This is a genomic window from Rubellimicrobium sp. CFH 75288 (genome assembly GCF_009904055.1).
Taxonomy (GTDB): Bacteria; Pseudomonadota; Alphaproteobacteria; order Rhodobacterales; family Rhodobacteraceae; genus Rubellimicrobium.
On sequence record NZ_WYDP01000008.1, the window covers coordinates 60810 to 85464 of the forward strand.

Annotated in this window: 25 protein-coding genes; 10 read left to right on the forward strand and 15 right to left on the reverse strand. The window is 67.9% G+C overall.

Annotated features, from left to right (window positions below; genetic code table 11):
- Positions 1-19 precede the first annotated feature (19 nt).
- Positions 20-916, forward strand: a complete 897-nt coding sequence (locus GT358_RS08735) for an NAD(P)-dependent oxidoreductase (RefSeq protein WP_166582228.1) — start codon at positions 20-22, stop codon at positions 914-916.
- Positions 917-981: 65 nt separating this feature from the next.
- Here GT358_RS08735 and GT358_RS08740 read toward each other — a convergent pair whose 3' ends face one another.
- From GT358_RS08740 to GT358_RS08765, 6 genes are all read right to left on the reverse strand, one after another.
- Positions 982-2328: a branched-chain amino acid ABC transporter permease gene (locus GT358_RS08740; protein ID WP_166582229.1), complete on the reverse strand. Its 1347-nt coding sequence runs from the start codon at positions 2326-2328 to the stop codon at positions 982-984.
- Positions 2325-3335: a branched-chain amino acid ABC transporter permease gene (locus GT358_RS08745; protein ID WP_166582230.1), complete on the reverse strand. Its 1011-nt coding sequence runs from the start codon at positions 3333-3335 to the stop codon at positions 2325-2327. The genes GT358_RS08740 and GT358_RS08745 overlap by 4 nt, the downstream gene beginning before the upstream one ends.
- 51 nt (positions 3336-3386) lie before the next feature.
- The gene (locus GT358_RS08750; RefSeq protein ID WP_166582231.1) at positions 3387-4223 is read right to left on the reverse strand and encodes an ABC transporter ATP-binding protein; all 837 of its coding nucleotides are present in this window, start codon (positions 4221-4223) and stop codon (positions 3387-3389) included.
- Positions 4220-4996, reverse strand: coding sequence for an ABC transporter ATP-binding protein (locus GT358_RS08755; protein WP_166582232.1), 777 nt, complete (start codon positions 4994-4996; stop codon positions 4220-4222). The genes GT358_RS08750 and GT358_RS08755 overlap by 4 nt, the downstream gene beginning before the upstream one ends.
- Before the next feature lie 105 nt (positions 4997-5101).
- Positions 5102-6286, reverse strand: coding sequence for an ABC transporter substrate-binding protein (locus tag GT358_RS08760; protein ID WP_166582233.1), 1185 nt, complete (start codon positions 6284-6286; stop codon positions 5102-5104).
- A 92-nt stretch (positions 6287-6378) separates the two neighbouring features.
- Complete coding sequence (locus GT358_RS08765) at positions 6379-7392, reverse strand: GlxA family transcriptional regulator (protein WP_208103443.1); 1014 nt, start codon at positions 7390-7392, stop codon at positions 6379-6381.
- A gap of 224 nt (positions 7393-7616) precedes the next feature.
- Between GT358_RS08765 and GT358_RS08770 the strand changes: the two genes are divergently transcribed.
- A complete protein-coding gene (locus tag GT358_RS08770; protein WP_166582235.1) occupies positions 7617-8987 on the forward strand; it encodes a class II 3-deoxy-7-phosphoheptulonate synthase in 1371 nt (456 codons plus the stop codon).
- 8 nt (positions 8988-8995) lie between these two features.
- Here the strand turns inward: GT358_RS08770 and GT358_RS16905 are convergent, their stop codons facing one another.
- Positions 8996-9592, reverse strand: a complete 597-nt coding sequence (locus tag GT358_RS16905; RefSeq protein WP_166582236.1) for a PAS domain-containing protein — start codon at positions 9590-9592, stop codon at positions 8996-8998.
- 149 nt (positions 9593-9741) lie between these two features.
- On the opposite strand from GT358_RS16905, the gene GT358_RS08780 reads away from it, so the two are divergent.
- From GT358_RS08780 to GT358_RS08790, 3 genes are read left to right on the forward strand one after another with little or no spacing between them, the layout of a single operon-like run.
- Positions 9742-10629 (forward strand): YicC/YloC family endoribonuclease, encoded by an 888-nt coding sequence (locus GT358_RS08780; RefSeq protein ID WP_166582237.1) that lies wholly within the window; start codon positions 9742-9744, stop codon positions 10627-10629.
- A 3-nt stretch (positions 10630-10632) separates the two neighbouring features.
- Positions 10633-11295 carry a guanylate kinase gene (gene gmk / locus GT358_RS08785; RefSeq protein ID WP_166582238.1) on the forward strand — a complete coding sequence of 221 codons (663 nt, stop codon included), beginning with the start codon at positions 10633-10635 and terminating at the stop codon, positions 11293-11295.
- Entirely contained in the window at positions 11292-11813 is a 522-nt protein-coding gene (locus GT358_RS08790; RefSeq protein WP_166582239.1) for a gamma carbonic anhydrase family protein, read from the forward strand. The genes gmk and GT358_RS08790 overlap by 4 nt, the downstream gene beginning before the upstream one ends.
- On the opposite strand, the gene GT358_RS08795 is transcribed toward GT358_RS08790, so the two are convergent.
- Positions 11807-12136 (reverse strand): hypothetical protein, encoded by a 330-nt coding sequence (locus GT358_RS08795; protein WP_166582240.1) that lies wholly within the window; start codon positions 12134-12136, stop codon positions 11807-11809. The genes GT358_RS08790 and GT358_RS08795 overlap by 7 nt on opposite strands.
- A 165-nt stretch (positions 12137-12301) precedes the next feature.
- On the opposite strand from GT358_RS08795, the gene GT358_RS08800 reads away from it, so the two are divergent.
- Entirely contained in the window at positions 12302-13357 is a 1056-nt protein-coding gene (locus tag GT358_RS08800; RefSeq protein ID WP_166582241.1) for an ATP-binding protein, read from the forward strand.
- Positions 13358-13467: 110 nt separating this feature from the next.
- On the opposite strand, the gene tsf is transcribed toward GT358_RS08800, so the two are convergent.
- Together tsf and rpsB are read right to left on the reverse strand one after the other, a co-directional pair.
- Positions 13468-14382 (reverse strand): translation elongation factor Ts, encoded by a 915-nt coding sequence (gene tsf, locus GT358_RS08805; RefSeq protein ID WP_166582242.1) that lies wholly within the window; start codon positions 14380-14382, stop codon positions 13468-13470.
- 71 nt (positions 14383-14453) lie between these two features.
- Positions 14454-15251, reverse strand: a complete 798-nt coding sequence (rpsB, locus tag GT358_RS08810; protein ID WP_166582243.1) for a 30S ribosomal protein S2 — start codon at positions 15249-15251, stop codon at positions 14454-14456.
- A 203-nt stretch (positions 15252-15454) separates the two neighbouring features.
- On the opposite strand from rpsB, the gene GT358_RS08815 reads away from it, so the two are divergent.
- The 3 genes from GT358_RS08815 (at position 15455) to GT358_RS08825 (ending at position 18108) form a co-directional block, all read left to right on the forward strand.
- Positions 15455-16348, forward strand: a complete 894-nt coding sequence (locus GT358_RS08815; protein ID WP_166582244.1) for a PfkB family carbohydrate kinase — start codon at positions 15455-15457, stop codon at positions 16346-16348.
- Positions 16345-17253 (forward strand): pseudouridine-5'-phosphate glycosidase, encoded by a 909-nt coding sequence (locus tag GT358_RS08820; protein ID WP_166582245.1) that lies wholly within the window; start codon positions 16345-16347, stop codon positions 17251-17253. The genes GT358_RS08815 and GT358_RS08820 overlap by 4 nt, the downstream gene beginning before the upstream one ends.
- A 69-nt stretch (positions 17254-17322) precedes the next feature.
- Positions 17323-18108 (forward strand): DUF502 domain-containing protein, encoded by a 786-nt coding sequence (locus GT358_RS08825; RefSeq protein WP_243730797.1) that lies wholly within the window; start codon positions 17323-17325, stop codon positions 18106-18108.
- A 193-nt stretch (positions 18109-18301) separates the two neighbouring features.
- Here GT358_RS08825 and GT358_RS08830 read toward each other — a convergent pair whose 3' ends face one another.
- On the reverse strand, positions 18302-19087 hold the full coding sequence (locus GT358_RS08830; RefSeq protein ID WP_166582246.1) for a 3-hydroxybutyrate dehydrogenase: 786 nt from the start codon (positions 19085-19087) through the stop codon (positions 18302-18304).
- A gap of 502 nt (positions 19088-19589) precedes the next feature.
- Between GT358_RS08830 and GT358_RS08835 the strand changes: the two genes are divergently transcribed.
- The gene (locus GT358_RS08835; RefSeq protein WP_166582247.1) at positions 19590-21419 is read left to right on the forward strand and encodes an extracellular solute-binding protein; all 1830 of its coding nucleotides are present in this window, start codon (positions 19590-19592) and stop codon (positions 21417-21419) included.
- Positions 21420-21464: 45 nt separating this feature from the next.
- Here the strand turns inward: GT358_RS08835 and GT358_RS08840 are convergent, their stop codons facing one another.
- The 4 genes from GT358_RS08840 to GT358_RS08855 all read right to left on the reverse strand — a co-directional run bounded on the left by GT358_RS08840 (position 21465) and on the right by GT358_RS08855 (position 24624).
- A complete protein-coding gene (locus tag GT358_RS08840) occupies positions 21465-22088 on the reverse strand; it encodes a helix-turn-helix domain-containing protein (protein ID WP_166582248.1) in 624 nt (207 codons plus the stop codon).
- 127 nt (positions 22089-22215) lie between these two features.
- Complete coding sequence (locus GT358_RS08845; RefSeq protein WP_166582249.1) at positions 22216-23607, reverse strand: glycosyltransferase family 39 protein; 1392 nt, start codon at positions 23605-23607, stop codon at positions 22216-22218.
- On the reverse strand, positions 23594-23902 hold the full coding sequence (locus GT358_RS08850; RefSeq protein WP_166582250.1) for a lipid-A-disaccharide synthase N-terminal domain-containing protein: 309 nt from the start codon (positions 23900-23902) through the stop codon (positions 23594-23596). Before GT358_RS08850 ends, GT358_RS08845 begins: the two co-directional genes overlap by 14 nt.
- The gene (locus tag GT358_RS08855; RefSeq protein WP_166582251.1) at positions 23899-24624 is read right to left on the reverse strand and encodes a glycosyltransferase family 2 protein; all 726 of its coding nucleotides are present in this window, start codon (positions 24622-24624) and stop codon (positions 23899-23901) included. The genes GT358_RS08850 and GT358_RS08855 overlap by 4 nt, the downstream gene beginning before the upstream one ends.
- Between the last annotated feature and the right edge of the window lie 31 nt (positions 24625-24655).

A 24655-nucleotide genomic window follows, 5' to 3' on the forward strand; every position in this document is an offset into this window, starting at 1 on the left:
GGGGCGAGGGAGCAAGCGCATGGCGGAACAGGACGCGGCGGCGGGCAGGGGGTTGCGACTGGCCTTTCTGGGACTCGGCGTGATGGGGGGACCCATGGCCGGTCATCTGGCAGCTGCCGGGCATGACGTGACCGTGTTCAACCGCACGGCGTCCAGGGCCGCGGACTGGGTGGCGCGTCACGGCCATCGCAGCGCGCCCACCCCGCGCGAGGCGGCCGCGGGAGCCGCCGTCGTCCTCGCCTGCGTGGGCAACGACGACGACCTGCGCTCCGTCTGCCTGGGCGAGACAGGGGCGTTCGCGGGCATGGCACCGGGCACGCTCTTTGTCGATCACACGACCGTCAGCGCGCGGGTGACGCGCGAACTCGCCGCCCTCGCCGCCGAACGCGGCATCGGCTATGTCGATGCGCCCGTCTCCGGCGGACAGGCCGGGGCCGAGAAGGGCCAGCTCTCGATCATGTGCGGCGGCTCGGAGGAGGATTTCGCCCGCGCCGCCCCGGTCCTTGCGGTCTATGCGCGCATCTGCCGCCGGCTGGGCGATGTGGGGGCCGGCCAGCTCGCCAAGATGGCCAACCAGATCGCCATTGCCGGCCTCGTCCAGGGCCTGTCGGAAGCGCTGGCCTTCGCCGAGAAGGTGGGGCTCGACGGCCGCGCGCTGGTGGAGGTGATCTCGCAGGGTGCGGCGGGGTCCTGGCAGATGGTCAACCGGCACGAGTCGATGCTCGACGGGCATTTCGAGCACGGATTCGCCGTGGACTGGATGCGCAAGGATCTGGGCATCTGCCTGGCCACCGCGCGCGAGGTCGGCGCGACGCTGCCCGTCACGGCGCTGGTGGACCAGTTCTATGCCGATGTGCAGGCGATGGGCGGCGGACGCTGGGACACGTCGAGCCTGATTCAGAGGCTCCGCCGCTAACGGTTTCTTAACCCTTCTGTGGCATGGTGCAGGGAGAGGGCGGCGAATCGGCCGCCCTCCACCGCCTACCGCTCCGGGATCAGCCCCCGGGGAGAGAACCGCAGCACCAGAAGGAGAAGCACCCCCATCGTCAGCAGACGCATATGCGCCTCGGCCCCCGCCAGGTGCCCGGCCAGCCACGACCCCTCCGGCAGCACGCCGATCAGATGGGCGAAGATCCAGCGGCCGAGCGGCTCGACCACCACCCACAGCCACCAGATCAGGAACCCGCCCAGGATCGCGCCCCAGTTGTTGCCCGATCCGCCGACGATCACCATGACCCAGATGAGAAAGGTATAGCGCAACGGCTGATACGACCCCGGCGTGAGCTGGCCGTCCAGCGTGACCATCATCGCGCCCGCAATGCCGATCACGGCCGAGCCCAGAACGAAGATCTGGAGGTGGCGGCGCGTCACGTCCTTGCCCATGGCCTCCGCGGCCACCTCGTTGTCACGGATCGCGCGCATCATCCGGCCCCAAGGGCTGTGCAGCGCGAGCTGCGCGAGAACCAGGACAACAAGAAGGACGGCCGCGAACAGCCCCATGTAGAGGATCTTGTTCCACAGCGTGGAGGCCGTCACCGGATCATAGCCCAGCTGGGCCGCCCGGGCCACGAAGTCCGGGTCGTTCTGAAGCTGGATCGCTTGCGGGACGGGGGAGGGGATGCCCACGACGTTCTTGACCCCGCGGGCCAGCCAGTCCTCGTTCTTCAGGACGGCCAGGATGATCTCCCCGATGCCCAGCGTGGCGATGGCGAGGTAGTCGGACCGCAGGCCGAGGGCGGTCTTGCCGATCACCCAGGCGGCCCCCGCCGCCAGCAGCCCTCCCGCCGGCCAGGCGAGGAGAACCGGCAGGCCGAGACCGCCCAGGTAGCCCGTGGAGGCCGGCGAGACCGCCTCCACCGCCGCGACGCCCGGATCGAAGACCCATCGCGTGACAAGGAGACCCGCGACGCCGAACACGATCATGCTCCAGGTCCGGGCGCGCCCGGGCGCCATCCGTTTCCAGATCTGCACGAGCCCCAGGATCGTGACGAACCCGAGGACGAGACCCGCCATGACCCGCAGGCCGCCCGCCTCCCACGCCTCGACGACGGGGGGCATGGCGACCAGAACGGTCGCCAGACCGCCCAAGGCCAGGAACCCGAGCACGCCGATGTTGAAGAGGCCCGCATAGCCCCACTGGAGGTTCACCCCCAGCGCCATGATGGCCGAGATGAGGCCCATGTTGACGATGGTGAGCGCATAGTTCGCTCCCATGATCCACCCCGTGACCACAAGGAGGACAGCCATGGCCAGATAGAGCAGCGGGATGCGCAGGTCGGCGCCGGCACGGGGCGCGGCTTGGCTGGTGGCGCGCGGAACGGAGGTCATACCGATTGCCCCTTGAAGAGGCCCGTGGGCCGGAACAGCAGGACGATGACGAGGATCGCGAAGGAGACCGCGAACTTGTACTCGGTGGACATCAGCTGCAGCAGCGATGTCGGCTCGAGCCCCTCGGGCAGCAGGTAGGCCACCACCTTGCGCCACGCATAGGTCACCATGACCTCCGAAAAGGCGATGATGAATCCCCCGGCGATGGCTCCCACCGGATTGCCGAGACCGCCGACGATCGCGGCCGCGAAGATCGGCAGGAGAAGCTGGAAGTAGGTGAAGGCCTTGAAGCTCTTGTCGAGGCCGTAAAGCACCCCCGCCGTGGTCGCCAGGGCCGCCACGATGATCCAGGTGATGGCCACCACCCGTTCGGGGCTGATGCCCGAGAGCAGGGCCAGATCCTCGTTGTCCGAGAAGGCGCGCATCGACTTGCCCGTGCGCGTGCGGTTGAGGAACCAGAACAGCAGCGCCACGGCGACCGCGGCCGTGACCAGGGTGATCACCTGCGTGGACCGCAGCGCCAGCCCCTCCGCCAGGCCTGTCGCCTCCCGGAAGCCGCGCGCGTCGATCACGAAACGGGCGCCGTCGGTGAACACGACGTCCTCGACGCCGATGATGAAGCGGACGATGCCGTTCATGACGAACATGACGCCCATCGACACGATCACCAGGATCACCGGAGCCGCCTTGCGCTCGCGGTAGAAGCGGTAGACGGACCGATCGGTGCCGAGTACGAGAAGGGCGGTTGCCGCGATGCCGACCGGCAGGGCGAGGAGGGCGGTGGGCAGCGGACCGAAGGTGACGCCCGCACCCTGCAGCGCGAAGGTGACAAGGATCGTGATCGCCGTGCCGAACGCCATCGTGTCGCCATGGGCGAAGTTCGAGAAGCGCAGGATGCCGTAGATCAGCGTCACCCCCAGCGCACCGAGGGCGAGCTGCGCCCCGTAAGCCGCGGCCGGGATGAAGACGAAGTTCAGAAAGACGACAAGGGCGTTGAGCGGCTCCAAGCGGTCAGCCTCCGATCGACGGGTTGGGCGGGGCAGGCGGCGTCATGGTGTTCAGCCTCCCAGGAAGCTCTTGCGGACCATCGGATCGGCCAGAAGCTCGCGCCCCGTCCCGGAATAGGCGTTGGCCCCCTGGACGAGGACATACCCCATGTCCGCGATCTCCAGCGCCTGCCGGGCATTCTGCTCCACCATCAGGATGGTGATCCCCTGCCGCGCCACCTCGATGATCCGGTCGAACAGCTCGTCCATGACAATGGGCGACACCCCGGCGGTCGGTTCGTCCAGCATCAGGACCTTGGGTTCGGTCATGAGGGCGCGCCCCACAGCGACCTGCTGGCGCTGTCCGCCGGACAGCTCTCCGGCGGGCTGGCGGCGCTTCTCCTTGAGGATGGGGAACAGAGTATAAACCTGCTCCATCGTTCGGGAAATGTCGTCGCGCCGCAGGAAGGCCCCCATCTCGAGATTTTCCTCGACGCTCAGCGAGGCGAAGATGTTGCGGGTCTGGGGCACGAAGGCCATGCCCCTGGCGACGCGCTCCTGCGGCTTGAGACGGGTGATGTCCTCGCCGTCGAGCGTCACGGTGCCCTGCCGCAACTCGAGCATGCCGAAGACCGCCTTCATCGCCGTGGACTTGCCGGCCCCGTTGGGCCCGACGATGACGGCGATCTGCCCCTTCTCGGCGGCGACGGTGCAGCCGTTCAGGATGTTGGCGCCCCGACCGTAGCCCCCGACCATCGCCTCCGCGGTCAGAAAGGCCCGGACCGCTCCGGGCGCCGGACGGGTCTCGCGGTTCTCCGCAGGCGTCAGGACAGGAGGGTTGCCGATCTTGGTGATCGAGATGTCCCGGTTGCCCCGGTCGTCGCGCAGGGGATCGTAAGCCTCTGTCATGCCGCGCCCTTGTTCCTGAGACCGCGCCCGAGATAGGCCTCGATCACCGCCTCGTTGCGCATGATCGACTCGGCCGGCCCTTCGGCAAGAACCTTGCCTTCGGCCATGACGATCACCGGGTCGCAGAGACGGCCGATGAAATCCATGTCGTGTTCGATGACGCAGAAGGTGTAGCCGCGCTCCCTGTTCAGGCGAACGATGGCGTCCCCGATCGTGTTGAGCAACGTCCGGTTCACCCCCGCCCCTACCTCGTCGAGGAAGACGATGCGCGCATCCACCATCATCGTCCGGCCCAGTTCGAGGAGCTTCTTCTGACCGCCGGACAGGTTGCCGGCCTTTTCGTCCGCCAGATGGCGGATCGTCAGGAACTCCAGCACCTCGTCCGCCTTGCGGGCCAGCCGGGCCTCCTCCTGGCGGATGCGGCCGCGGGCGAACCAGGCGTTCCAGATGGACTCGCCGGACTGGTTCGGGGGGACCATCATCAGGTTCTCGCGCACGGTCATGGAGGAAAATTCGTGCGCAATCTGAAAGGTGCGAAGCAAGCCCTTGTGAAACAACTCGTGCGGCGGCAGGCCGGTGATGTCCTCGCCCCCCATCGTGACGCGCCCCGATGTCGGGGGCAGACGCCCCGCTATCACGTTGAACAGGGTCGTCTTTCCGGCGCCGTTGGGGCCGATCAGCCCCGTGATCGTCCCGGGCCGGATGGAGAGGGAGGCGCCATCCACCGCCCGGAACCCTCCGAAATGCTTATGGAGATCGTGGACCTCGATCATCCCGGCCCCTTCATGCTGCGGGAGATGGCGCTCCGCCCTGCTCGGAAGCGCGACGGCCCGGGGCCTTACCCCGGGCCGCGCTTGGGCGTCAAGCTGCCGGTTCCGTCACCGGAAGCGAACCGTCACGATCTCGCCATCGCGGAATTCGACTTCGCGGTAGTTGCCTGCCGATTCGCCGGGCCCGATCAGTTCGACAGCGGTCGCACCCTCATAATCGATCTCCTCGCCCGCAGCGATCAGCTCGAGCGCGCGCGCCAGTTGCCCGGGAAAGATCTGCTCGCCCGGCGCATTCGCCAGATCCATGACGTGCTGCGTCCATTCGGCCGAGTTGGTCGAGCCCGCCTTCGCCATGGCGAGCATGATGAGAGCGGCGGCGTCGTAGCTCTCCGGCGCGAAGGCAGAGGTGCCGTCGAAGCCCTCGGCGGCGGCGATCTCCTGGAACATCTGCGCGCCTTCGCTGTCCGTGCCGGGCAGCTGGCCGAAGGACGTGGCCAGGCCGTCGCCCAGGTCGTCCACGATGTCCTGGCCGATCATCCCGTCGGGCAGCACGAACGTGTCGAAGGCGCCGGTGTCGAGCGCGTTGCGGATGATGCCGCGCCCTCCCTGGTCGGTATAGCCCGCGACGACCAGCACATCCGACCCCGTCGCCGCGAGCGCCGCAACCTCGGCCGAGTAGTCGGCCCGGCCATCCTCGTGCGCGGCCGACAGCGTGACCGTCCCGCCCATCTCGGTGAACGCCGCCTGGAAGCTGTCCGCCAGGCCCCGCCCGTAGTCGTTGTTGGTGAAGGTCACGGCCACCTCGGTGATGCCGCGGTCCATCAGGATCTCGCTCATCACGACGCCCTGGCGGGCATCCGACGGCGCCGTGCGGAAGAACAGGCCGTTATCCTCCACGGTGGAGAGGCCGGGCGACGTGGCCGAGGGCGAGATCATCCCGATCCCGTTGGGCACCGCCACATTGGTCAGGATGGCGTTGGTGACCCCCGAGCAGTCGGCGCCCATGATCCCGTTGACCCCCGCCGAGACGAGACCCTCCGCCGCAGCCGTGGCGGCGGCCGCGTCGATGCAGGTGCTGTCGGCCCGTTCGGATTCCACCTGCTGCCCCAGGATGCCGCCGGCGGCGTTCACTTCGGCGATGGCGATCTCCGCCGCCTGCGCCATGAAGGGCGTGATGGATTCGAGGGGACCCGTGAAGCCGAGGATGATGCCGATCTTCGGCGGCGCATCCTGCGCGGCGGCCATGCCGGCGAGCAGAGCGGTCGCTCCGGCGGCCAGAAGAAGTCTTCTCATTATTGTCTCCCTGAAAGGACGGAATCCGTGGGCGGCACGCTAGCCGCAGAGCGCTGCGCTTGTGAAGCCGCCTTGCACCGGCCCGACGACGATCAGATGGACAGACGGGGCCCGCCCCCCTGCGTGCCGCGTTCACGATAGGGGGTGGTGCCGTAATGGGCGCGATAACACTTGGAGAAGTGCGACGGCGAGGTAAACCCGCAGGCCAGCGCGACGTTGATCACGCTCATGTCGGTCTGCATCAGCAGGTTGCGTGCCTTCTGTAGCCTGAGTTCCATGTAGTAGCGCTTGGGCGAACGGTCGAGATAGCGCCGGAAGAGGCGCTCGAGCTGGCGAGTGGACAGCCCGGCGTCCTGCGCGAGGATCGAGGGCGAGATCGGCTCCTCGATGGTCTGCTCCATCATCTGGATGACGCGGCTGAGTTTGGGATGGCGCACACCGATCCGCGTCGGAATCGACAGGCGCTGCGTGTCCTGATCCGTCCGGATCGCCGAATAGATGAGCTGGTCGGCCACGGCGTTGGCCAGATCCTCGCCATGGTCGCTGGCGATGAGCTTGAGCATCAGGTCGATGGAAGCCGTGCCGCCGGCCGTCGTCATGCGGTTGCCGTCGATGACGAACACGGACTTGGTCAGCTTGACCTCCGTGAACTCCTCGGCAAAGGAATCCTGGTTTTCCCAGTGGATCGTGGCCTTTCTTCCGTCGAGGAGACCGGCCTTGGCCAACGTGTGCGCCGCCGTGCAGAGGCCGCCGATGCTGACTCCGCGGCGTGCCTCGCGCCGGAGCCAGTTCAGGATGCCCCGCGTTGTGGCGGCTTGGACGTCCATGCCGCCGCAGACCAGGACCGTATCCTCCCGCGACAGCTCCTCGAGGTCGCTGTCCAGCTTGAAGACCGTGCCGTTGGAGCAGGCGATCTCGCCGCCGCCCTCGCCCGCCAGGATCCAGGAATAAAGCGGGCGACCCGCCATCCGGTTGGCGATCCGCAGCGGCTCGACCGCACAGGCAAAGCTGAGCATGGTGAAGTCGCGAAGCAGAACAAAGACAAAGCGCCGCGTCCGGGGAGCGTTCCCGGACGGTTTTGCATCCTGCGGCCTGCTGGAGAACATGTTCATGGGGCACCTGCTGCGCGGGGAGATGCTCCGTCGCGCCGGCGCGCACTTTTTCAGGTTCGCGCTACGGCAGCAAGATGTCCTGCAAGCGGCACACGGTGTCGTCAGAGCGGCATGGCACCATCTGCCCCGAGCGGAAGAGGCTTGGAGCAGTCGTCGGCACCCGCTATAAGCCCGCGACGCGCAGCAGGTCCACGCGGCGCGGCCGAGGAGGATGCGACATGGCCGAGTGGCACAAGACAGACTGGCGGCGGAAGCCCAGGGTCCAGATGCCCGACTATCCAGACGCGGACCGTCTGAAGGCTGTCGAACAGCGCCTCGCCTCCTATCCGCCGCTGGTCTTTGCGGGGGAAGCCCGTCGTCTCAAGGGCTTGCTGGGCGAAGTTGCCAAGGGGAACGCGTTCCTGCTGCAGGGTGGGGATTGTGCGGAGAGCTTTGCCGAGTTTTCCGCCGACAATATCCGCGACACGTTCAAGGTCATCCTCCAGATGGCCATGGTCCTGACCTATGGTGCCAAGGTTCCCGTGGTGAAGGTCGGACGCATGGCCGGTCAGTTCGCGAAGCCGCGTTCGGCGGCGACCGAGCTGGTGGATGGTCGGGAGCTGCCGTCCTACAAGGGGGACATCATCAACGGCTTCGAAGCCGATGAAAAGGCGCGCATTCCTGATCCCGAGCGGATGCTGCAGGCCTATCTGCAATCGGCGGCGACGCTGAACCTGTTGCGCGCGTTCTCCACGGGGGGCTATGCGGACGTGCACAAGGTCCATGCCTGGACCCTGGGCTTCACGGCCGCTCCCGAGGCCGAGAAGTACCGCGAGATGGCCAACCGCATCTCCGATACGCTCGACTTCATGGAGGCCGCCGGCATCCGGTCCGAGGCCGCGCACACGCTCCAGACGGTGGAGTTCTTCACGTCGCATGAAGCCCTTCTGCTCGAATACGAGGAGGCGCTGACCCGCGTGGACTCGACAACGGGGCAATGGCTTGCCGGCTCGGGCCACATGATCTGGATCGGCGACCGGACCCGACAGCCGGACGGTGCCCATGTGGAATACTGCCGTGGCGTCCAGAACCCGATCGGTCTGAAATGCGGGCCCTCGCTCACGTCCGGCCATCTCAAGGCGCTGATCCAGAAGCTCAACCCGCGCAACGAGCCTGGCCGGCTCACCCTGATTGCGCGGTTCGGTGCGGGCAGCGTGGCCGAACACCTGCCGCGGCTCATCCGGGCCGTGCAGGAGGAGGGCGCGCAGGTCGCCTGGGTCTGCGACCCGATGCACGGCAACACGATCAAGTCGTCGTCGGGCTACAAGACCAGACCGTTCGACTCGGTTCTTCGCGAGGTACGGGAGTTCTTTGCCGTCCATAATGCCGAGGGCACGATCCCCGGCGGCGTGCATTTCGAGATGACTGGAAAGGATGTGACCGAATGCACGGGTGGGGTCCGGGCCGTCACAGACGAGGACCTGTCGGACCGTTATCATACCGCCTGCGACCCGCGCCTGAACGCATCCCAGGCACTGGAACTGGCCTTTCTCGTGGCCGAGGAACTCTCGGCGCGGCGGGCAGGAGTCAAGCAGGCCGAGGCCGTCTGAGGGGTCGATCAGCCGGGCGGGCGGACTGGATCCGGCAGGACCCGAAGGGAAGGGGCCTGCATCCGCCTCGGCAGGCCCGGCGGCCCGACCGGACCACGGAATGGCTCCAGGGCGACAGGCCGGGCGGTAGACAGGTTCAGGGGGGCGCACAGGTCTGCGTTCCCGTCCGGCAGCAGCGTGGCCACCAGGCGACCGGAACTGTCCTCGTGCCGTAGCGGCATCAGCGTGAGGACTGCGGATCCGGACGCCGGGGAGGTCCCCTTGGCGCCGGTGACGGGCAGCCGGATCAGGGCGGGGCAGGACTGCGCCAGCCGGATCCATCGGACCAGATCGGGTCGGCTGCCGCGGTCGAACAAGAGCATGAGGGACGTCCCGGCGGCCGGGTATCCCAGCGCGGAGTCGAAAGCGCTGCCGCGGAAGCGGATGCGCGGATCGCCGGCCGGGTCCGGGGCGAGCAACAGGGTCCACGGAAGGATTGCCCCCAATGTCGCCGGATCGATCCCGTACTGCCGGGGCAGGGCCCCCGATCCGAAGGAACGGCGCCAGAGGCGTGTCAGGACATCCCGGTCGCTTGGGGCAGCAGCGGAGCGGGGCGGAGAGGACATGGCAGCATTCCGGAAGGTTACCGGATCATGAATCTAGTGCAGGCGCACTCCGGCGGCGCACAAATCGCGCCCGTCGGTTAATGGCGGGCTCTGGACTCTCGCGCTCGGCCCCACGGAGGATGGAGCAGCGCAGGACAGGGGGATCTGCAATGATCCGTTCGATGACCGCCTTTGCGACGGCGTCAGGCTCACTCGAGGGGGTGAGATGGGACTGGGACCTGCGCAGCGTCAACGGCAAGTCGCTCGATCTTCGGCTTCGGCTGCCCGACGGGATCGAACCTATCGAGCCGAGCCTGAGGACGCTGGCTGCGCGGCATCTCGCCCGAGGTGCCGTATCGGGCACGCTGCGCCTCGAGACGGAGGGGCCGGCTGCGGCGCCGACCATCGACCCTGACGGGCTCCTGCGTGCGCTGGCAGCGGTGAAGCTGGTCCGCGAGCAGGCCGCGGCAGCGGGGGTGGACCTCGGCCTGCCCAGTCCGGTCGAGATCCTGGCCGTCCGCGGGGTGATGATGCAGTCGGGGACCACCGTTCCGACCGGGCTGGGCGAGGCGGTGACAGCGGGCTTCGAGGAGGCGCTGCTGCGGCTGCGCCGCATGCGCGAAGTCGAGGGGTCGGCCTTGCGGGCGATCCTCATACGCCATCTCGACACGATCGAGGCGCTGACCCGCCACGCCTCCGTCGAGGCGCAGATGCAGCGCGACGCCGCAGCCGTGGCGCTGCGCGAAGCCTTGGGGCGCATCTGCGCCAGTGTGCCGGAAGCCGATCCGGGCCGTCTCGAACAGGAGCTGGCGCTGATCGCCGTGCGCTCCGACACGGCGGAGGAAATTGATCGGCTGCAAGCCCATGTCGCGGCCGCCCGTGCGCTTCTGGACGAGCAAGCACCTGTCGGGCGTCGCCTCGACTTCCTGGCGCAGGAGTTTCACCGCGAGGCGAACACGCTCTGCAGCAAATCCAACTCGACGGGACTGATCCGCGTCGGCCTTGACCTGAAGTCGGTCATCGATCAGATGCGCGAGCAGATCCAGAACGTGGAGTAGGCCATGCGGCCCGCGAAGGCAGAGGCCCGGCGCGGCCTTCTCATCATCCTCTCCTCGCCATCCGGGGCCGGAAAGACGACGCTCGCGCGGCGTCTTCTGTCCAGCGACCCCGCCATCTCCTTTTCGGTCTCGGCCACCACGCGGCCGCCGCGCCCGGGCGAGGTGGACGGTCGCGAGTACCACTTCGTGTCGCCCGAACGCTTTCGGGAGATGGTGGCAGACGGATTGCTTCTCGAGCACGCCGAGGTTTTCGGGCACCTTTACGGCAGTCCGCGAGCGCCGGTGGAGGCGGCCATTGCCGAGGGTCGCGACATCCTGTTCGACGTGGACTGGCAGGGGGGCCAGCAGATCCGGCAGTCGCCTCTGGGACAGGACGCCGTCTCCATCTTCATCTTGCCGCCCTCGATGGCCGAACTGGATCGCCGTCTGCGCGCCCGCGGGCAGGACAGCGCCGAGGTGATTGCCGCCCGGATGGCGCGCGCCATGGCCGAGGCGAGTCATTGGGCCGAGTACGACTATGTGCTGGTCAACCGGGATCTCGACACCTCGATGGCCTCCATCAGGACCATCATCGCCGCTGAGCGGCTCCGGCGCAGGCGGCAACCCTGGCTTGCCGACTTCGTCAGAGACCTCGAACGGGAATTCGACGCGCGGGCCCTTTCATGATCTGGTCTCTCGACGGCGACGCTCCCCTCATCCACCCGACTGCCTGGATTGCGCCCTCCGCTCAGGTCATCGGTCGGGTTCGCCTCGGCGCGCGCGCTTCGGTGTGGTTCGGGGCGGTCCTGCGCGGCGACAACGAATGGATCGAGATCGGCGAGGAGACCAACGTGCAGGACAACGCCGTCCTGCACAGCGACTGGGGCTCTCCGCTCTCCATTGGGCCGCGCTGCACCATCGGCCATGGCGCCATTGTCCACGGCTGCACCTTGGGCGAAGGCGTGCTGGTCGGCATGGGGGCCACGCTTCTCAACGACGCGCAAGTCGGCGCGTGGAGCCTCATCGGCGCGGGATCGCTCGTGACCGAAGGTAAGGCATTCGAGGGCAGGGGCCTTGTCATGGGTTCGCCGGCGCGGCGCGTCCGCGATCTGGACGATGCCGCGTTGGAGCGGTTGCGCCTCTCGGCCGAACATTACGCGGCCAATGCAAGCCGTTTTGTCGGCGGACTCGAGCCCGGTCAATGAGACCGGAGCGGCAGAACAAGAACGTCGAAATCCAGGCCGGGCGCGACGGCCGCGACCTCCTCGCGGATGAGGCGCAGATCCGGGATGGAGGGCGCGACGGCGCGATAGATTCCCCTGAAGCGGAGCGCGGCCAATCGCTGGGCCACGTCGAGCGCGTCGAAGGTGGGTGCCACGAGCGGCGACAGGACAAGATCGGGATGGGGGTTGCCCGAGAGTTCGGCCTCCAGGCCATCAAGGCTGATGCAGCGGACGTCGAGCCGTTCCGGTAAGGACAGGCCGGACGGGGCCGGATCCGGCGCGTCGCTGATGATGAGGATGGTCACAACGGTGACGACGATCCTATCTGTGTGCCCCGAACCCTCAGCAATCCGTTCACTCATCCCGACAGGCTGCCACCACCGGGTGGCTTGGACCTGCAACAAGATCCCGGACAACCATAGCGGTCCAGGGTCGTGCCGCAACCACGTCATGCTACCTGAAGGCGAACGATGACTGACAGCCACACCCTGTCTGCCGATGCGCTGCGCCTCGTGACCGCTCTGCCGATCCCCGCGCTGCTGATCGATGCGACGGAACGCATCGAGGCGTCCAATGCGGCGGCCCATGCGCTGTTCGGTCATGACGGCACGGGGCGGCACTACATCACCGTCGTCCGTCAACCCGGAGCCCTGGACATCATCGAACGCGCGCTGCGGGAAGGGGAGGAGGGCGAAGGGCGCTTTCTGGGGCAGGAGGGTGGACGCGACACGACGTGGCGGACATGGGCGCGGCGGGTGAACCTGGGAAACGGCGCATATGTGCTGGTGGTGTTCGAGGATATCACCGATCTGGAGGAGGCAGGTCAGATCCGGCGGGACTTTGTCGCCAATGTCAGCCACGAACTCCGCACGCCGCTGACCGCCCTGATCGGCTTCGTGGAGACCCTGCGAGGGTCGGCCCGGGACGACCGAGCGGCCCAAGACCGGTTTCTCGGCATCATCGCGCGCGAGGCGACGCGCATGGCGCGCCTGGTGGACGATCTGTTGTCCCTGAGCCGCGTCGAGGCGGAGGAGCGCCGGCGGCCGACCGAGCGGGTGGATGTGACCGCCTTGACCGCCTCGGTTGTCGCAACGCTGGAACCCCTCGCCAGCCGAGAGGGGACAGCGATCCGGCTGGTGGCGCCGGAGGCGGCCGTTGTGGTGCCGGGCGATCCGAACCAGCTCCGTCAGCTCGTCACCAATCTGGTCGAGAACGCGATCAAGTATGGAGGGCGCGGCGGACCGATCACGGTCGAGATCGCCGGGAGCCAGGATCAGCCGATCCTGCGTCGCGCTGGGGTGCAGATTTGTGTCCGCGATCAGGGACCGGGCATCGCCGCCCACCACATCCCGCGTCTGACCGAGCGGTTCTATCGTGTGGACAGCCACCGCTCGCGCGAGATCGGCGGAACGGGGCTGGGCTTGGCGATCGTCAAGCATATCGTCAGCCGCCACCGCGGGCGCCTGAGGATCGAGAGCAAGGTCGGACAGGGGAGCCGCTTCACGGTCATCCTGCCCGCCGACTGAACGTAGACAAAAGTCGTATAAGATATATTATGTAAAGTACGGGTGACCGGAGACGAGAGGTGCCACCGCCTGGCTGCCGTGGCACCCCGGTCGATCGCCGCGAGGCGCGATCAGCCCTGCGCCGGTTCGCGCGGCGCGTTCATCTTGGCGACTTCCGAAGCAAAATCCTCGGTCTGCTTCTCGATCCCTTCACCCACGGCAAGCCGAACGAAGCCGGTGATCGTCACGCCGGCCGCCTCTGCCGCCTCGGCCACCGTCCGGTCGGGATCCACGACGAACGCCTGGCCGAGCAAGGTCGACTCGGCCACGAACTTCTTCATGCGCCCTTCGATCATCTTCTCGATCACCTGCGCAGGCTTGGGCTTGGCGGAGGCGCTGTTTTCCTCCTCGGCCTTCTGGACCTGCACGCTGCGCTCGCGTTCGAGCATCGCCTGATCAAGGCTGGCTTCGTCGAGCGCAGCCGGGTTCGCGGCGGCGACGTGCATGGCAATCTGGCGCCCGATCCCGTTGTCCTGCCCCCGCAGGGCCACCAGCACCCCGATCTTGCCCAATCCCTCGCCCGCCGCGTTGTGGACATAGGAGACGACCGTCTCGCCCTCCAGCCGCGCCATGCGCCGGATGGTCATGTTCTCTCCGATCTTCGCGATCGCATCCGTCACGGCCTGTTCCGCCGAGCGGCCACCCACGTCGGCCGCCTTGAGCGCCTCGAGATCCTCCGCATCCAGGGCCGCTCTGGCGACAGAGGACACAAGGCTCTGGAATTCGGCGTTCTTGGCGACGAAGTCGGTTTCGGAGTTCACCTCGACGACGACGCCGCGGCCGCCCTCGACAGCCACGCCCACGAGCCCTTCGGCCGCCGTGCGGCCGGACTTCTTGGCAGCCTTCGCAAAACCCTTGGTCCGCAGCCAGTCGATGGCCGCATCCATGTTCCCGTCGGTCTCGGTCAGGGCCTTCTTGACGTCCATCATGCCCGCGCCGGTCGCTTCGCGCAGCTCCTTGACCATGCCTGCGGTGATCGTGGCCATTGTGTCCTCCTGGAATGAAAAGCCGGGCGGGGTCTTGCACCCGCCCGGTAAACCTCGTGCGACAACGCCGCTCAGGCGTGGGCCGCCTGCTCTTCCAGCCGCATCTCGGCGGCTGCCTGCTCCTCGAGCGCCTGCTCCACCAGTTCGTCCATGGCGCCCATGTCCACACCGGCGGCGTTAAGCTGGGCGCTCATGCCATCGAGCGCGGCCCGCGCCACCAGATCGCAGTAGAGCGCGATGGCCCGGCTCGCATCGTCGTTGCCGGGGATGATGTAATCCACGCCCTTGGGCGAGCAGTTGGTGTCCACGACCGCGACGACCGGAATCCCCAACTTCTGAGCCTCCTGGATCGCCAGGTCCTCCTTGTTGACGTCGATGACGAACAGGAGGTCCGGGACGCCGCCCATGTCGCGGATCCCTCCGAGCGAAGCCTGAAGCTTGGCGCGTTCGCGCTCCATGCCGAGGCGTTCCTTCTTCGTCAGGCCTTCGAAGCCCCGTTCGGCGGCCTCGTCATAAGCCCGCAGGCGCCCGATAGACTGGGAGATCGTCTGCCAGTTGGTCAGCATCCCGCCCAGCCAGCGATGATTGATGTAGAACTGCGCGCTCCGCTCGGCCGCGTCGGCGATCGGCTTCTGCGCTTGCCGCTTGGTGCCGACCATCAGCACGCGACCGCCCTTGGCGACCGTATCCCGGATGACGCGGAGTGCCTGTTCCAGCATCGGAACGGTCTGCGTCAGGTCGATGATGTGGATGCCATTGCGCGCCCCGTAGATGTAGGGCGCCATGCGCGGGTTCCAGCGGGCCGTCTGGTGGCCGAAGTGCACGCCAGCTTCGAGGAGCTGACGCATGGTGAACTCGGGAAGAGCCATGCCCTGTTCCTTTCCGGTTTGAACCACAGCGGAGGATGAGGGATGACCCAACCGGTGGACATACGGGGGATGTCTCCCCCCGCCGCCCGCCTCCGCCTGCGAAGTGGGAGGGCCTTAGCGCCAGGAGCACGCAAAGGCAAGGGCCCGATCAACAAGCCCCCGATCGGCGTTGACCGGGACCTTCAACCCGGCCAAGAGGCGCCATGACCGCCGCCCCCGACATCATCTGCATCGGATCGGCCCTCTGGGACGTGATCGGCCGGACACCGTTGCAGTTGCCTCCCGGCTCGGACGTGCCCGGACGGATCGTCCGTATGCCTGGCGGGGTGGCGCTGAACATCGCGCTGGCACTCGCCCGGTTCGGCCTGCGGCCAGCGCTCCTCTCTGCGGTCGGCCTGGACAGCGACGGCGCCAGCCTCGTGGACCATGTCGAGCGCCGAGGCTGCATCACCGATTTCCTGTACCGGTCGGCGGACCTGCCCACGGACCGATATATGGCGATCGAGGGTGCAGACGGACTCCTGGCCGCGGTGGCGGACGCCCATTCCCTTGAGATGGCAGGCGAGCGCATCCTTCTGCCGCTTCAGGATGGCCGACTGGCCAGCGCAGAGCGGCCCTGGCCCGGTCCCGTCGCTCTTGATGGCAACCTGACCACGGACCTTCTGGATCACCTGGCCCACGGACCGCTTCTTCGCATGGCCGATCTCCGCGTCGCTCCGGCCAGTCCCGGCAAGGCGGATCGCCTGCTCGTGCTGCTCGGCCAACCCCGGGCCACCTTCTACGTCAACCGGGCCGAGGCCGAGCGCCTCTGCCAGCGGCCGTTCCGCAACGCCGCCGAAGCAGCGGAGGGTCTGCTGGCCCGGGGTGTTCGCCGCGCGCTCGTGACCGATGGCGGCGCCGGGGCCGCCGATGCCGATGCCGAGGGCTGTCTGCACAAACCGGCCCCCAGCGTCGCAATCGCCCGCGTCACGGGGGCGGGCGACACGTTCATGGCCGCCCACATCGCGGCCGAGTGCCAGGGTTGCCACCGCGAGGACGCCCTGTCCTTGGCCCTCGCTGCGGCCGCCCGCCACGTTTCCGGAGACACGGCATCATGATCCCTCTCGTCCTGTCCGATGAGGTCGCGGCGGCGCGGCAGGCGGCGCGGCCCATCGTTGCGCTCGAATCGACGATCATCACCCACGGCATGCCTTGGCCGCGCAACCTCGAGACTGCGCGGCAGGTCGAGTCGGTCATCCGTGCGGGAGGCGCGGTGCCCGCCACGATGGCGGTGATCGCGGGGCGGCTCCGCGTCGGCCTTCCGGACGCGGATCTCGAACACCTCGCCCGGGCCCAAGACGTCCGCAAGCTGTCGCGGGCCGATCTGGCGGTTTGTCTTGCCCAGGGAGGCACAGGAGCGACGACCGTCGCGGCAACGATGATCGCAGCCCGCCTCGCCGGGATCGAGGTCTTTGCAACGGGCGGCATCGGGGGCGTGCACCGCGGGGCCACGGAGACGTGGGACGTTTCTGCCGATCTGCACGAGCTGGCGCAGACGCCCGTCACCGTGGTCGCCGCAGGCGCCAAGGCGATCCTGGACCTTCCCAGGACCCTCGAAGTGCTCGAGACGCTCGGCGTGGCGGTGATCGCCGTGGGACAGGACGAATTTCCCGCCTTCTGGTCCCGGCGTTCCGGGCTGACGGCCCCGTTGCGCATCGACGACCCGGCCACCATCGCCGCCGCCCATCGGACGCGGGCCGCCCTCGGCATCCCCGGCGGCCAGCTCGTGGCGAACCCGATTCCGGCTGCCGACGAGATCCCGTCCGATGTCCTCGCCCCGATCATCGCCGAAGCGCAGGCCCGGGCCGAAGCGGCCGGCATCGCGGGCAAGCAGGTGACGCCCTTTCTCCTGTCGAGGATCTTCGAGAGCACCGCCGGGCGCAGCCTCGACGCGAATATTGCGCTGGTGGTGAACAACGCGCGTCTGGCGGCGCAGATCGCCTGTCACCTCGCCCCGGCGTGAGGGTCCGGCGGTTGCCGATGCGACCCTGCTTGCCCTAGGAATGCCGCGACCCAGCCGAGGCGTGCCGCCATGACCCCTCCGCCGCTGCACCGCCCGTCCCTTCCTGCCCGGATGCTGGCCGCCATCCGCAACAACTTCTTTGCGGGTGTGGTGGTGATCGCACCGATCGGCCTGACGGTGTGGCTGATCTGGACCGCCGTCGGTTGGGTGGACAGCGTGGTGATGCCGTTCGTCCCGCGCTACTGGCATCCCGATGCCACGATCAACCGGTGGCTCGGCAATGCGCCCGGCAGCCCCGAATGGATCGACGTCAACATCCGGGGCGTCGGTGTCGTCTTCTTCCTGCTGTTCACGGTCCTGATCGGATGGGTGGCCCGGGGGCTGGTCGGACGGTCGCTCCTGCGGACGAGCGAGCGCATGGTGGATCGGCTGCCGGTGGTGCGTTCGATCTACAACGCGGTCAAGCAGATCGCCGAGACGGTGTTCAACCAGGCTCAGGTCAAGTTCGACCGCGTCTGTCTTGTGGAGTTTCCGCGCAGCGGAGTCTGGTCGGTCGCCTTCATGATGGGGACCGCCAAGGGCGAGATCAGGGATCGCCTGTCGCGCATCGACGACTACGTGACCGTCTACCTGCCGACCACGCCCAATCCGACCAACGGCTTCCTGATGTATGTGCGGCGATCCGAGCTGATCCTGCTCGACATGTCCTTCGAGGATGCCGCCAAGGTCATCATCTCCGGCGGGCTGGTCAATCCCGACGAGGACCGCGAGAGGGCGGCCCCTGCACCTGCACCGGCTCCAGCACCGGCGCCGCAGACGGCCCCGCCACCTCCCCTGCTCGAACCACGGACCTGACGCGCTGCCGCGAGTCCCGGCTCTCTGCCGCGCCCCGACCGGGACCCTCGGCACCCGGGATGTCATCAAGGCCGAACGATCCGCCGACCTCGGCAAGCCGACATCCTCCCGATCGAGCAGCGTCCGAAGGCAGCCTACGCGGCGTCGTGCGCACCCTCACCCCTCAGACGGCATCGGAGCCGCAACAGGTTCGTCACAGCGCCGTCCATCCGCCATCGACGCTGATGGTCGTCCCCGTGATCTGCGCGGCTGCCTCGGAGCATAAGAATACGGCGACACCTCCGAGCTGTTCGACCGTCACGAACTGCCTCGAGGGCTGCCGCGCCAGCATGACCTCCCGGATCACGGTGTCCCGATCCATGTTGTGCTGGCGCATCTGGTCCGGGATCTGCGATTCCACCAGCGGGGTCAGGACATAACCGGGGCAGATAGCGTTGCAGGTGATGCCCTGCCCCGCCACCTCGAGCGCGACGGTCTTGGTCAGCCCGACGAGACCGTGCTTGGCCGCCACATAGGCCGCCTTGTAGGGCGACGCCGTCAGACCGTGAGCAGAGGCCACATTGATGATGCGCCCCCAGCCCGCTGCCTTCATGGCCGGCAGCGCGGCGGCGCAGGTATGGAAGGCGGAGGACAGGTTGATCGCCAGAATGGCGTTCCAGCGCTCGACGGGGAACTCCTCGATCGCCGCGACGTGCTGGACCCCGGCATTGTTCACGAGGATGTCGCATCCGCCGGCTCCTTCGATCAGGGCGCGCGCAGCCTGGCCATCGCTCATGTCGGCTGACCGATAGGTCACGTCCACACCGAACTCGTCGGCGAGGCCGCGGGCCAGTGCATGATCCTCATCCGTGTCCGTATGGGAGTTGAGCACGATGGCAGCGCCCGCCTCGGCGAGGGAACGGGCGATGCCAAGGCCGATCCCCGAGGTCGAACCGGTCACGATCGCTCGTCGCCCCTCCAGAACCCTCCGCGAGGTCATGGTCGCATCCTTCGTGATGTTGCACCGCAGCATGATAGACCGTCCTGCCGCGCCGTCCACCGGTCGGGACGGGAAGGTCCGAGGCGGTCGATCGGCAGGAAATCGCCCGCCCCGGGGGTCCCACAGCGGCTCAAGCGATTCTCACAAGACTTTGACCCTGTGGATAAAGACGCCCCCCCAGAGAGCGATTCGGCAATGGCATGGAGGACGCGCCGGTCTGCCGCAGCGGCCGAGGCTCAGGGGCCCCCGAGCCAAGTCCGCAGGAAAGTTCAGAAATCGCTTGAACTACGCTGCTGCAGAAGCGCGGCCAAGAAAAAACGCCCGGCCTGCGCCGGGCGTCGAGTTGTTGAGGCAGGTTTCATACAGGCAAGAAACCTATCGAGCAGTGAGTCCCTTATAGTGCGTTCCGCATCGTTCCGCCAGCCAAAAGTTTGATTTCGCGGCGCCAGAGGCGTAACCTTCGCGCAGGGCAGAACCTAGGCAGGGAGCCACCGGAGCCGCCATGACCACCCATCTCAAACGCACCCTCTGGCAGGGGGCGAGCGTTCTCGTCTTGACGCTCGGCGCGGCCGCCTGGGCCGAGCCCCGGCACGGCATCGCCATGTATGGCGAACCCGCCCTGCCCCCCGACTTCACGCACCTTCCCTACGTCAATCCGGATGCGCCGCGCGGGGGACGGGTCGTCTCGGCGGAGGTCGGAACCTTCGACAGCCTCAACCCCTACATCCTCAAGGGCACGGTCCCGTGGCAGCTCACGTTCCTTGTCACCGAGAGCATGATGGGCCGCACGCTCGACGAGCCGTTCACGCTCTACGGCCTTCTGGCGGAAAGCGTCGAGACGCCGCCCGATCGTTCATGGGTTGAATTTACTCTGCGGCCTGAGGCCCGGTTCTCCAACGGGGATCCCGTGACGATCGAGGACGTCATCTGGTCCTATGAGACGCTCGGGACCCAGGGACATCCCCGCTATCAGACCTTCTGGAGCAAGGTGGACTCCATCGAGGCGGTCGGGGACCGCACGGTCCGCATCACCTTCAACACGGAGGATCGGGAGCTCGCGATGCTGGCGGGCCTGCGGCCGATCCTCCAGAAGTCGCAGTGGGAAGGGGTGGACTTCGCCAACTCGGACGGTCTGTCCATCATCCCGGTCACCTCCGGGCCCTATGTGGTGGATCGCTTCGAGGCCGGCCGGTATGTCGTCCTGCGCCGCGATCCGGACTACTGGGGCGCCGACATCCCGTTCCGCCGCGGGACGATGAACCTCGACGAAGTGCGCTACGACTTCTTCGGCGACGAGACCGCGGCCTTCGAGGCGTTCAAGGTGGGCGAGACCAACATCGTCCGCGAAACCAACCCCGCTCGCTGGGAGACGGAGTACACCTTCCCCCGGGCCCAGAACGGCGAGATCGTCAAGTCCGAGATCCCCCACCAGCGCCCGTCGGGCATGACCGGTCTGGTGATGAATACCCGCAATCCGATCTTTGCCGACTGGCGGGTGCGCGACGCGATGATGCACGCCTTCAACTTCGAGTTCATCAACGAGGCCATGACCGGGGGGGACCAGCCCCGGATCACGTCCTTCTATTCGAACTCGCCGCTGGCCATGACCGAGGGACCGGCCGAGGGCCGCGTGCGCGAGCTGCTGCTGCAATGGGAGGACGACCTGCCGCCCGGTGCGCTCGAGGGCTACGCCCTGCCGGTGGGCGACGGCACCGAACGCAACCGCGCCAACATTCAGACCGCGCTGGCCCGGCTCGGCGAGGCGGGCTGGACCGTCGGACCGGACGGCGTGCTGCGCAACGAGGCAGGCGAGCCCTTCGCCTTCGAGATCCTGCTCGAGAACGGGTCCTCCGAGGTGGCGTCGATCACGGACATGTATGTGCAGGCGCTCCGCCGGCTGGGCATGCAGGTCACCGTCTCCTCCGTGGACAGCGCCCAGTACAAGGAGCGGACGGACGCCTACGACTTCGACATGACCTACTACCGCCGGGCGGTCTCGCTGTCGCCGGGCAACGAGCAGGTTCTCTACTGGGGCTCCGCCTCCGCCGACGAACCGGGCGGCCGCAACCTGATGGGCGTGCGCAGCGAGGCGATCGACGGGCTGATCGACGCCATGCTGACGGCCGAAAGCAACGACGACTTCGTGGCCGCGGTGCAGGCGATGGACCGGGTCCTGACGGCGGGCCGCTATGTCGTGCCGTTCTATCAGTGGAACGTCGCGCGCATCGCCCACGCCCGCGAGCTGCGCTATCCCGAGACGCTCCCGCTCATGGGCGACTGGCCGGGCTGGCAGCCGGACGTCTGGTGGTGGGAGGAGAACGCCGCCCAGTGAGGGTCGCGGCGCTGCCCGGCCTCCCCGAGCGCCGGGCAGCGCCTCTCAGCCGAGAGAGGTGACCCACAGGACGGTCGCGTCGTCCTGGCTCACGGACACGACGTTGTGCCCCATGGCGGCGTCATAGTACGCGCTGTCACCTCGCGCCATGTCCACAGGCTCGTAGAACTCGGTGTAGAGCCGCACCCGTCCGGTCAGGACGTACAGGAATTCCTCGCCCTCGTGCCGGACCCAGCCCTCGAACTCCTCGAGGCTCCGAGCCCGCACGCGGGCCCGGTAGGGCAGCATGCGCTTGCGGCTGAGGCTCTCGGCCAGCAGTTCGTGCTCGTAGGTGGCAGTCAGGTGGCGAGTCCCCTCCCCCGAACGCAGCAGGGCAAGCCGCCCGTTCACCTGCGGCGCCGGAGCCGGGGTGAAGAGCTGCGGGACGGAGATGCCGAGGCCCACGGCCAGCTTCTTGAGGGCGTCGTAGGTGGGAGACATCTGACCGTTCTCGATCTTCGAGAGGGTCGAGCGCGCCAGACCCGCCTGCCGCGCCGCCTGCTCGAGGGTCCAGTCTCGCGCGCGCCGCAGCTCCCTCACCCGCGATCCGAGATCGACCGGCGCGACATGATCCGTGCTCCCGTCTGCACGGGCCACGCGCATCAGCGATCGGGGATCGGCACCGGCCATGCTGCGGCCCCTACAGCAAAGGCCTCGGAGGCTCAACACGGTGCATTCCTTCAGCCATCGAAGCAAAAAGGATCGTGCGGCGAAGAAATTCCTGTCCCTACCGGCAGAGTTTGTTGGGTCTGCAAAATTATCTGCCGCCGGCTGCTTCCGGATGGGCGAGGACAAGCTCCAGGGTCCGGCGGACGCCGCGGACGGCTACGACCTCGGCCCGCATCCCCGCCTCGCCGAGGGCCGGGGCGGCCGAGCTTGCCTCTCCTTTCCGCAGGATCAGAACGGCCCCGGGTCCGATGGTGTCGAGGTCCTGCACCAGGACAGGATCAAGGCTCGGTGCCAGAAAGACGAGATTGCCGGCGACGAACGGATCATCCGTGAACACGGGCCGCACCTCCCCGCCCCCGAGGCGCCGCAGCTCGCCCGCGAGCGGCCGCCAGTCGAGGCCGCGCCACCCCGGATCGACAAGACTTGCATAGGGCAGCAGCGCGGCGGCAACGATCCACGGCGCGGCCAGACCGCCGATCAATCGCTCCCGGCCCCGTGCAGGAAGGGTTTGCCAGACGAGCATCACGGCGGCCGGCGCGACCGGCCAGAGCAGAGGCAGGAGCCACCGATCACGGACGTTCGAGGCGCTCGAGACGACGAGCGACAGCCAGACCAGGCCGATCGCGCAGAAACTCGCGGTCAGGAGAAACCGGACAACCGGAGTGATCGTCAGCCGGTCCCTCCGACACCACAGGAGCGGGCCCAGCACCAGAACGGCCAGAGCCAGAAACGAGAGACCGGCTGCCACGAGGTTCAGCGTGCCCCGGATGATCGCCTGCGCGTGTCCGGCCTCGGACAGGCCGAGCTTGTGAGCGCTGGCTCCGGCCGCTTCGGGATGGCTAACGATCCAGAGGAGATGGGGCGCGCAGACCCCCACGACGGCCAGCAGCGCAAGGCCCAGCCGCGTCGGCCGCAGGCGGGCCCTCCACTCCGGCAGGACGACCGCTGCCGTCAGGAGGGCTGCAGGCCAGAAGACGAAGTTGTACTTTGACAGCACGCCCAGTCCCATGCCCAGACCGAGGAGGAGATGGGACATCCAGTCGCCCCGCCGCAGCGCCCGCAGGGCCAGCGAGGTCGTGGCCACGGCGAGGAGAAGGACCAGAACCGAATGCGTCAGGGCCCGCTGGGCTTCCCAGAGTACCTGCGGCAGCAGCCCGAGGGAGAGGGCTGTCGCGGCTGCACCCACCGGGCCGAGCACGGGCCGAGCAAGGTGCAGCACGGCGAGCAGCGTGCCGCCGAGCAGCAACGCCTTGAGGACGGCCAGCGCCAGGAGACTTTCGCCGAAGATCTGGAACAGCACCCACTGGAGCCAGAAATAGAGCGGCGGCTGCGGACCATAGCCCCAGGCGAGCTGCCTTGCGTGGAAGAACGCCTCCGCCTCGTCCAGCTCCAGCGCCGGACCGATCAGCAGGCGCAGCAGCACCTGCACGGCGCAGTAGCCCCCGATGGCGAGCGGCCAGAGCCCGTCAGCCCGGCTCACGAGCCGTCTGCCGTGCGGACCGCAGGAACCAGATGTTGCGGACGTAGATCACCAGCCCGAACGCCTGCCCGAGGATGAACACGGGATCGTGCCGGTGGATCGCGTAGGCCAGCAGGAGGACGCCCCCGAAGCAGCTGAAGTACCAGAAGGCTTCCGGCACGATGGAGCGCCTCGCCCGCTCGGACGCCACCCACTGGACAAGGAAGCGGGCCGAGAACATCGCCTGCGCGAAGAAGCCGATGCCGAGCCAGATCATCTCGGCCCGCGTATGGGTCGCGAGGAACTCGGCCATCATGGTGACTCCTCGTGCACCGCCACCGGACGCGCGCGCCGGATGAGCCAGGCCACGCCGAGCAGGTCGGGCACACCCGCCAGCGCGCGCCGCAGGTTGGAATAATGCGACTCTCCGTGTCGCCGGGGTCTGTCGTCCACGGGCACGAAGGCGAGCATGCATCCCTGGGCCCGGAACAGCGCCGGCAGGAAACGATGCTGTCCGTGGAAGAAGGGCAGCGCGAGATGGCGCTCGCGCTCGAACACCTTCAACCCGCACCCCGAGTCGGGGCAATCGTCCCGCAGCAGGGTGCGACGGATCGTGTTGGCCAGGCTGGACGCGACCCGCTTGGACAGGCTCGCCCGCCGCTCGACGCGGTGCCCCCCCACCATGTGCGGACCGTCGGGCGACCAGGCCGCTGCCAGCTTCAGGATGTCCGCCGGCGGGTTCTGGCCGTCTCCGTCGATGGTCGCCACCAGCCGCTCGCGCGCCGCCGCCACGCCCGTCCTGATGGCCGCGCTCTGACCGGCACGCGCTCCGTGTCGGAGCAGACGCAGACGCGGGGCATAGCCGGGGATGAGGTCGCGAACCACCTCGGCCGTACGATCGGTCGAGCCATCGTCCACCACGATCACCTCACCCAGAAGCTGCGGGGGCAGGACCTCGAAGATCTCCCGCACGAGCGACCCGATTGCCCCGTCCTCGTTGTGGGCCGGCACGACAACCGAGAGAGGAAGGTAGATCATGCGCGGCGCCTATCATGCCGCGCAGGCGTGA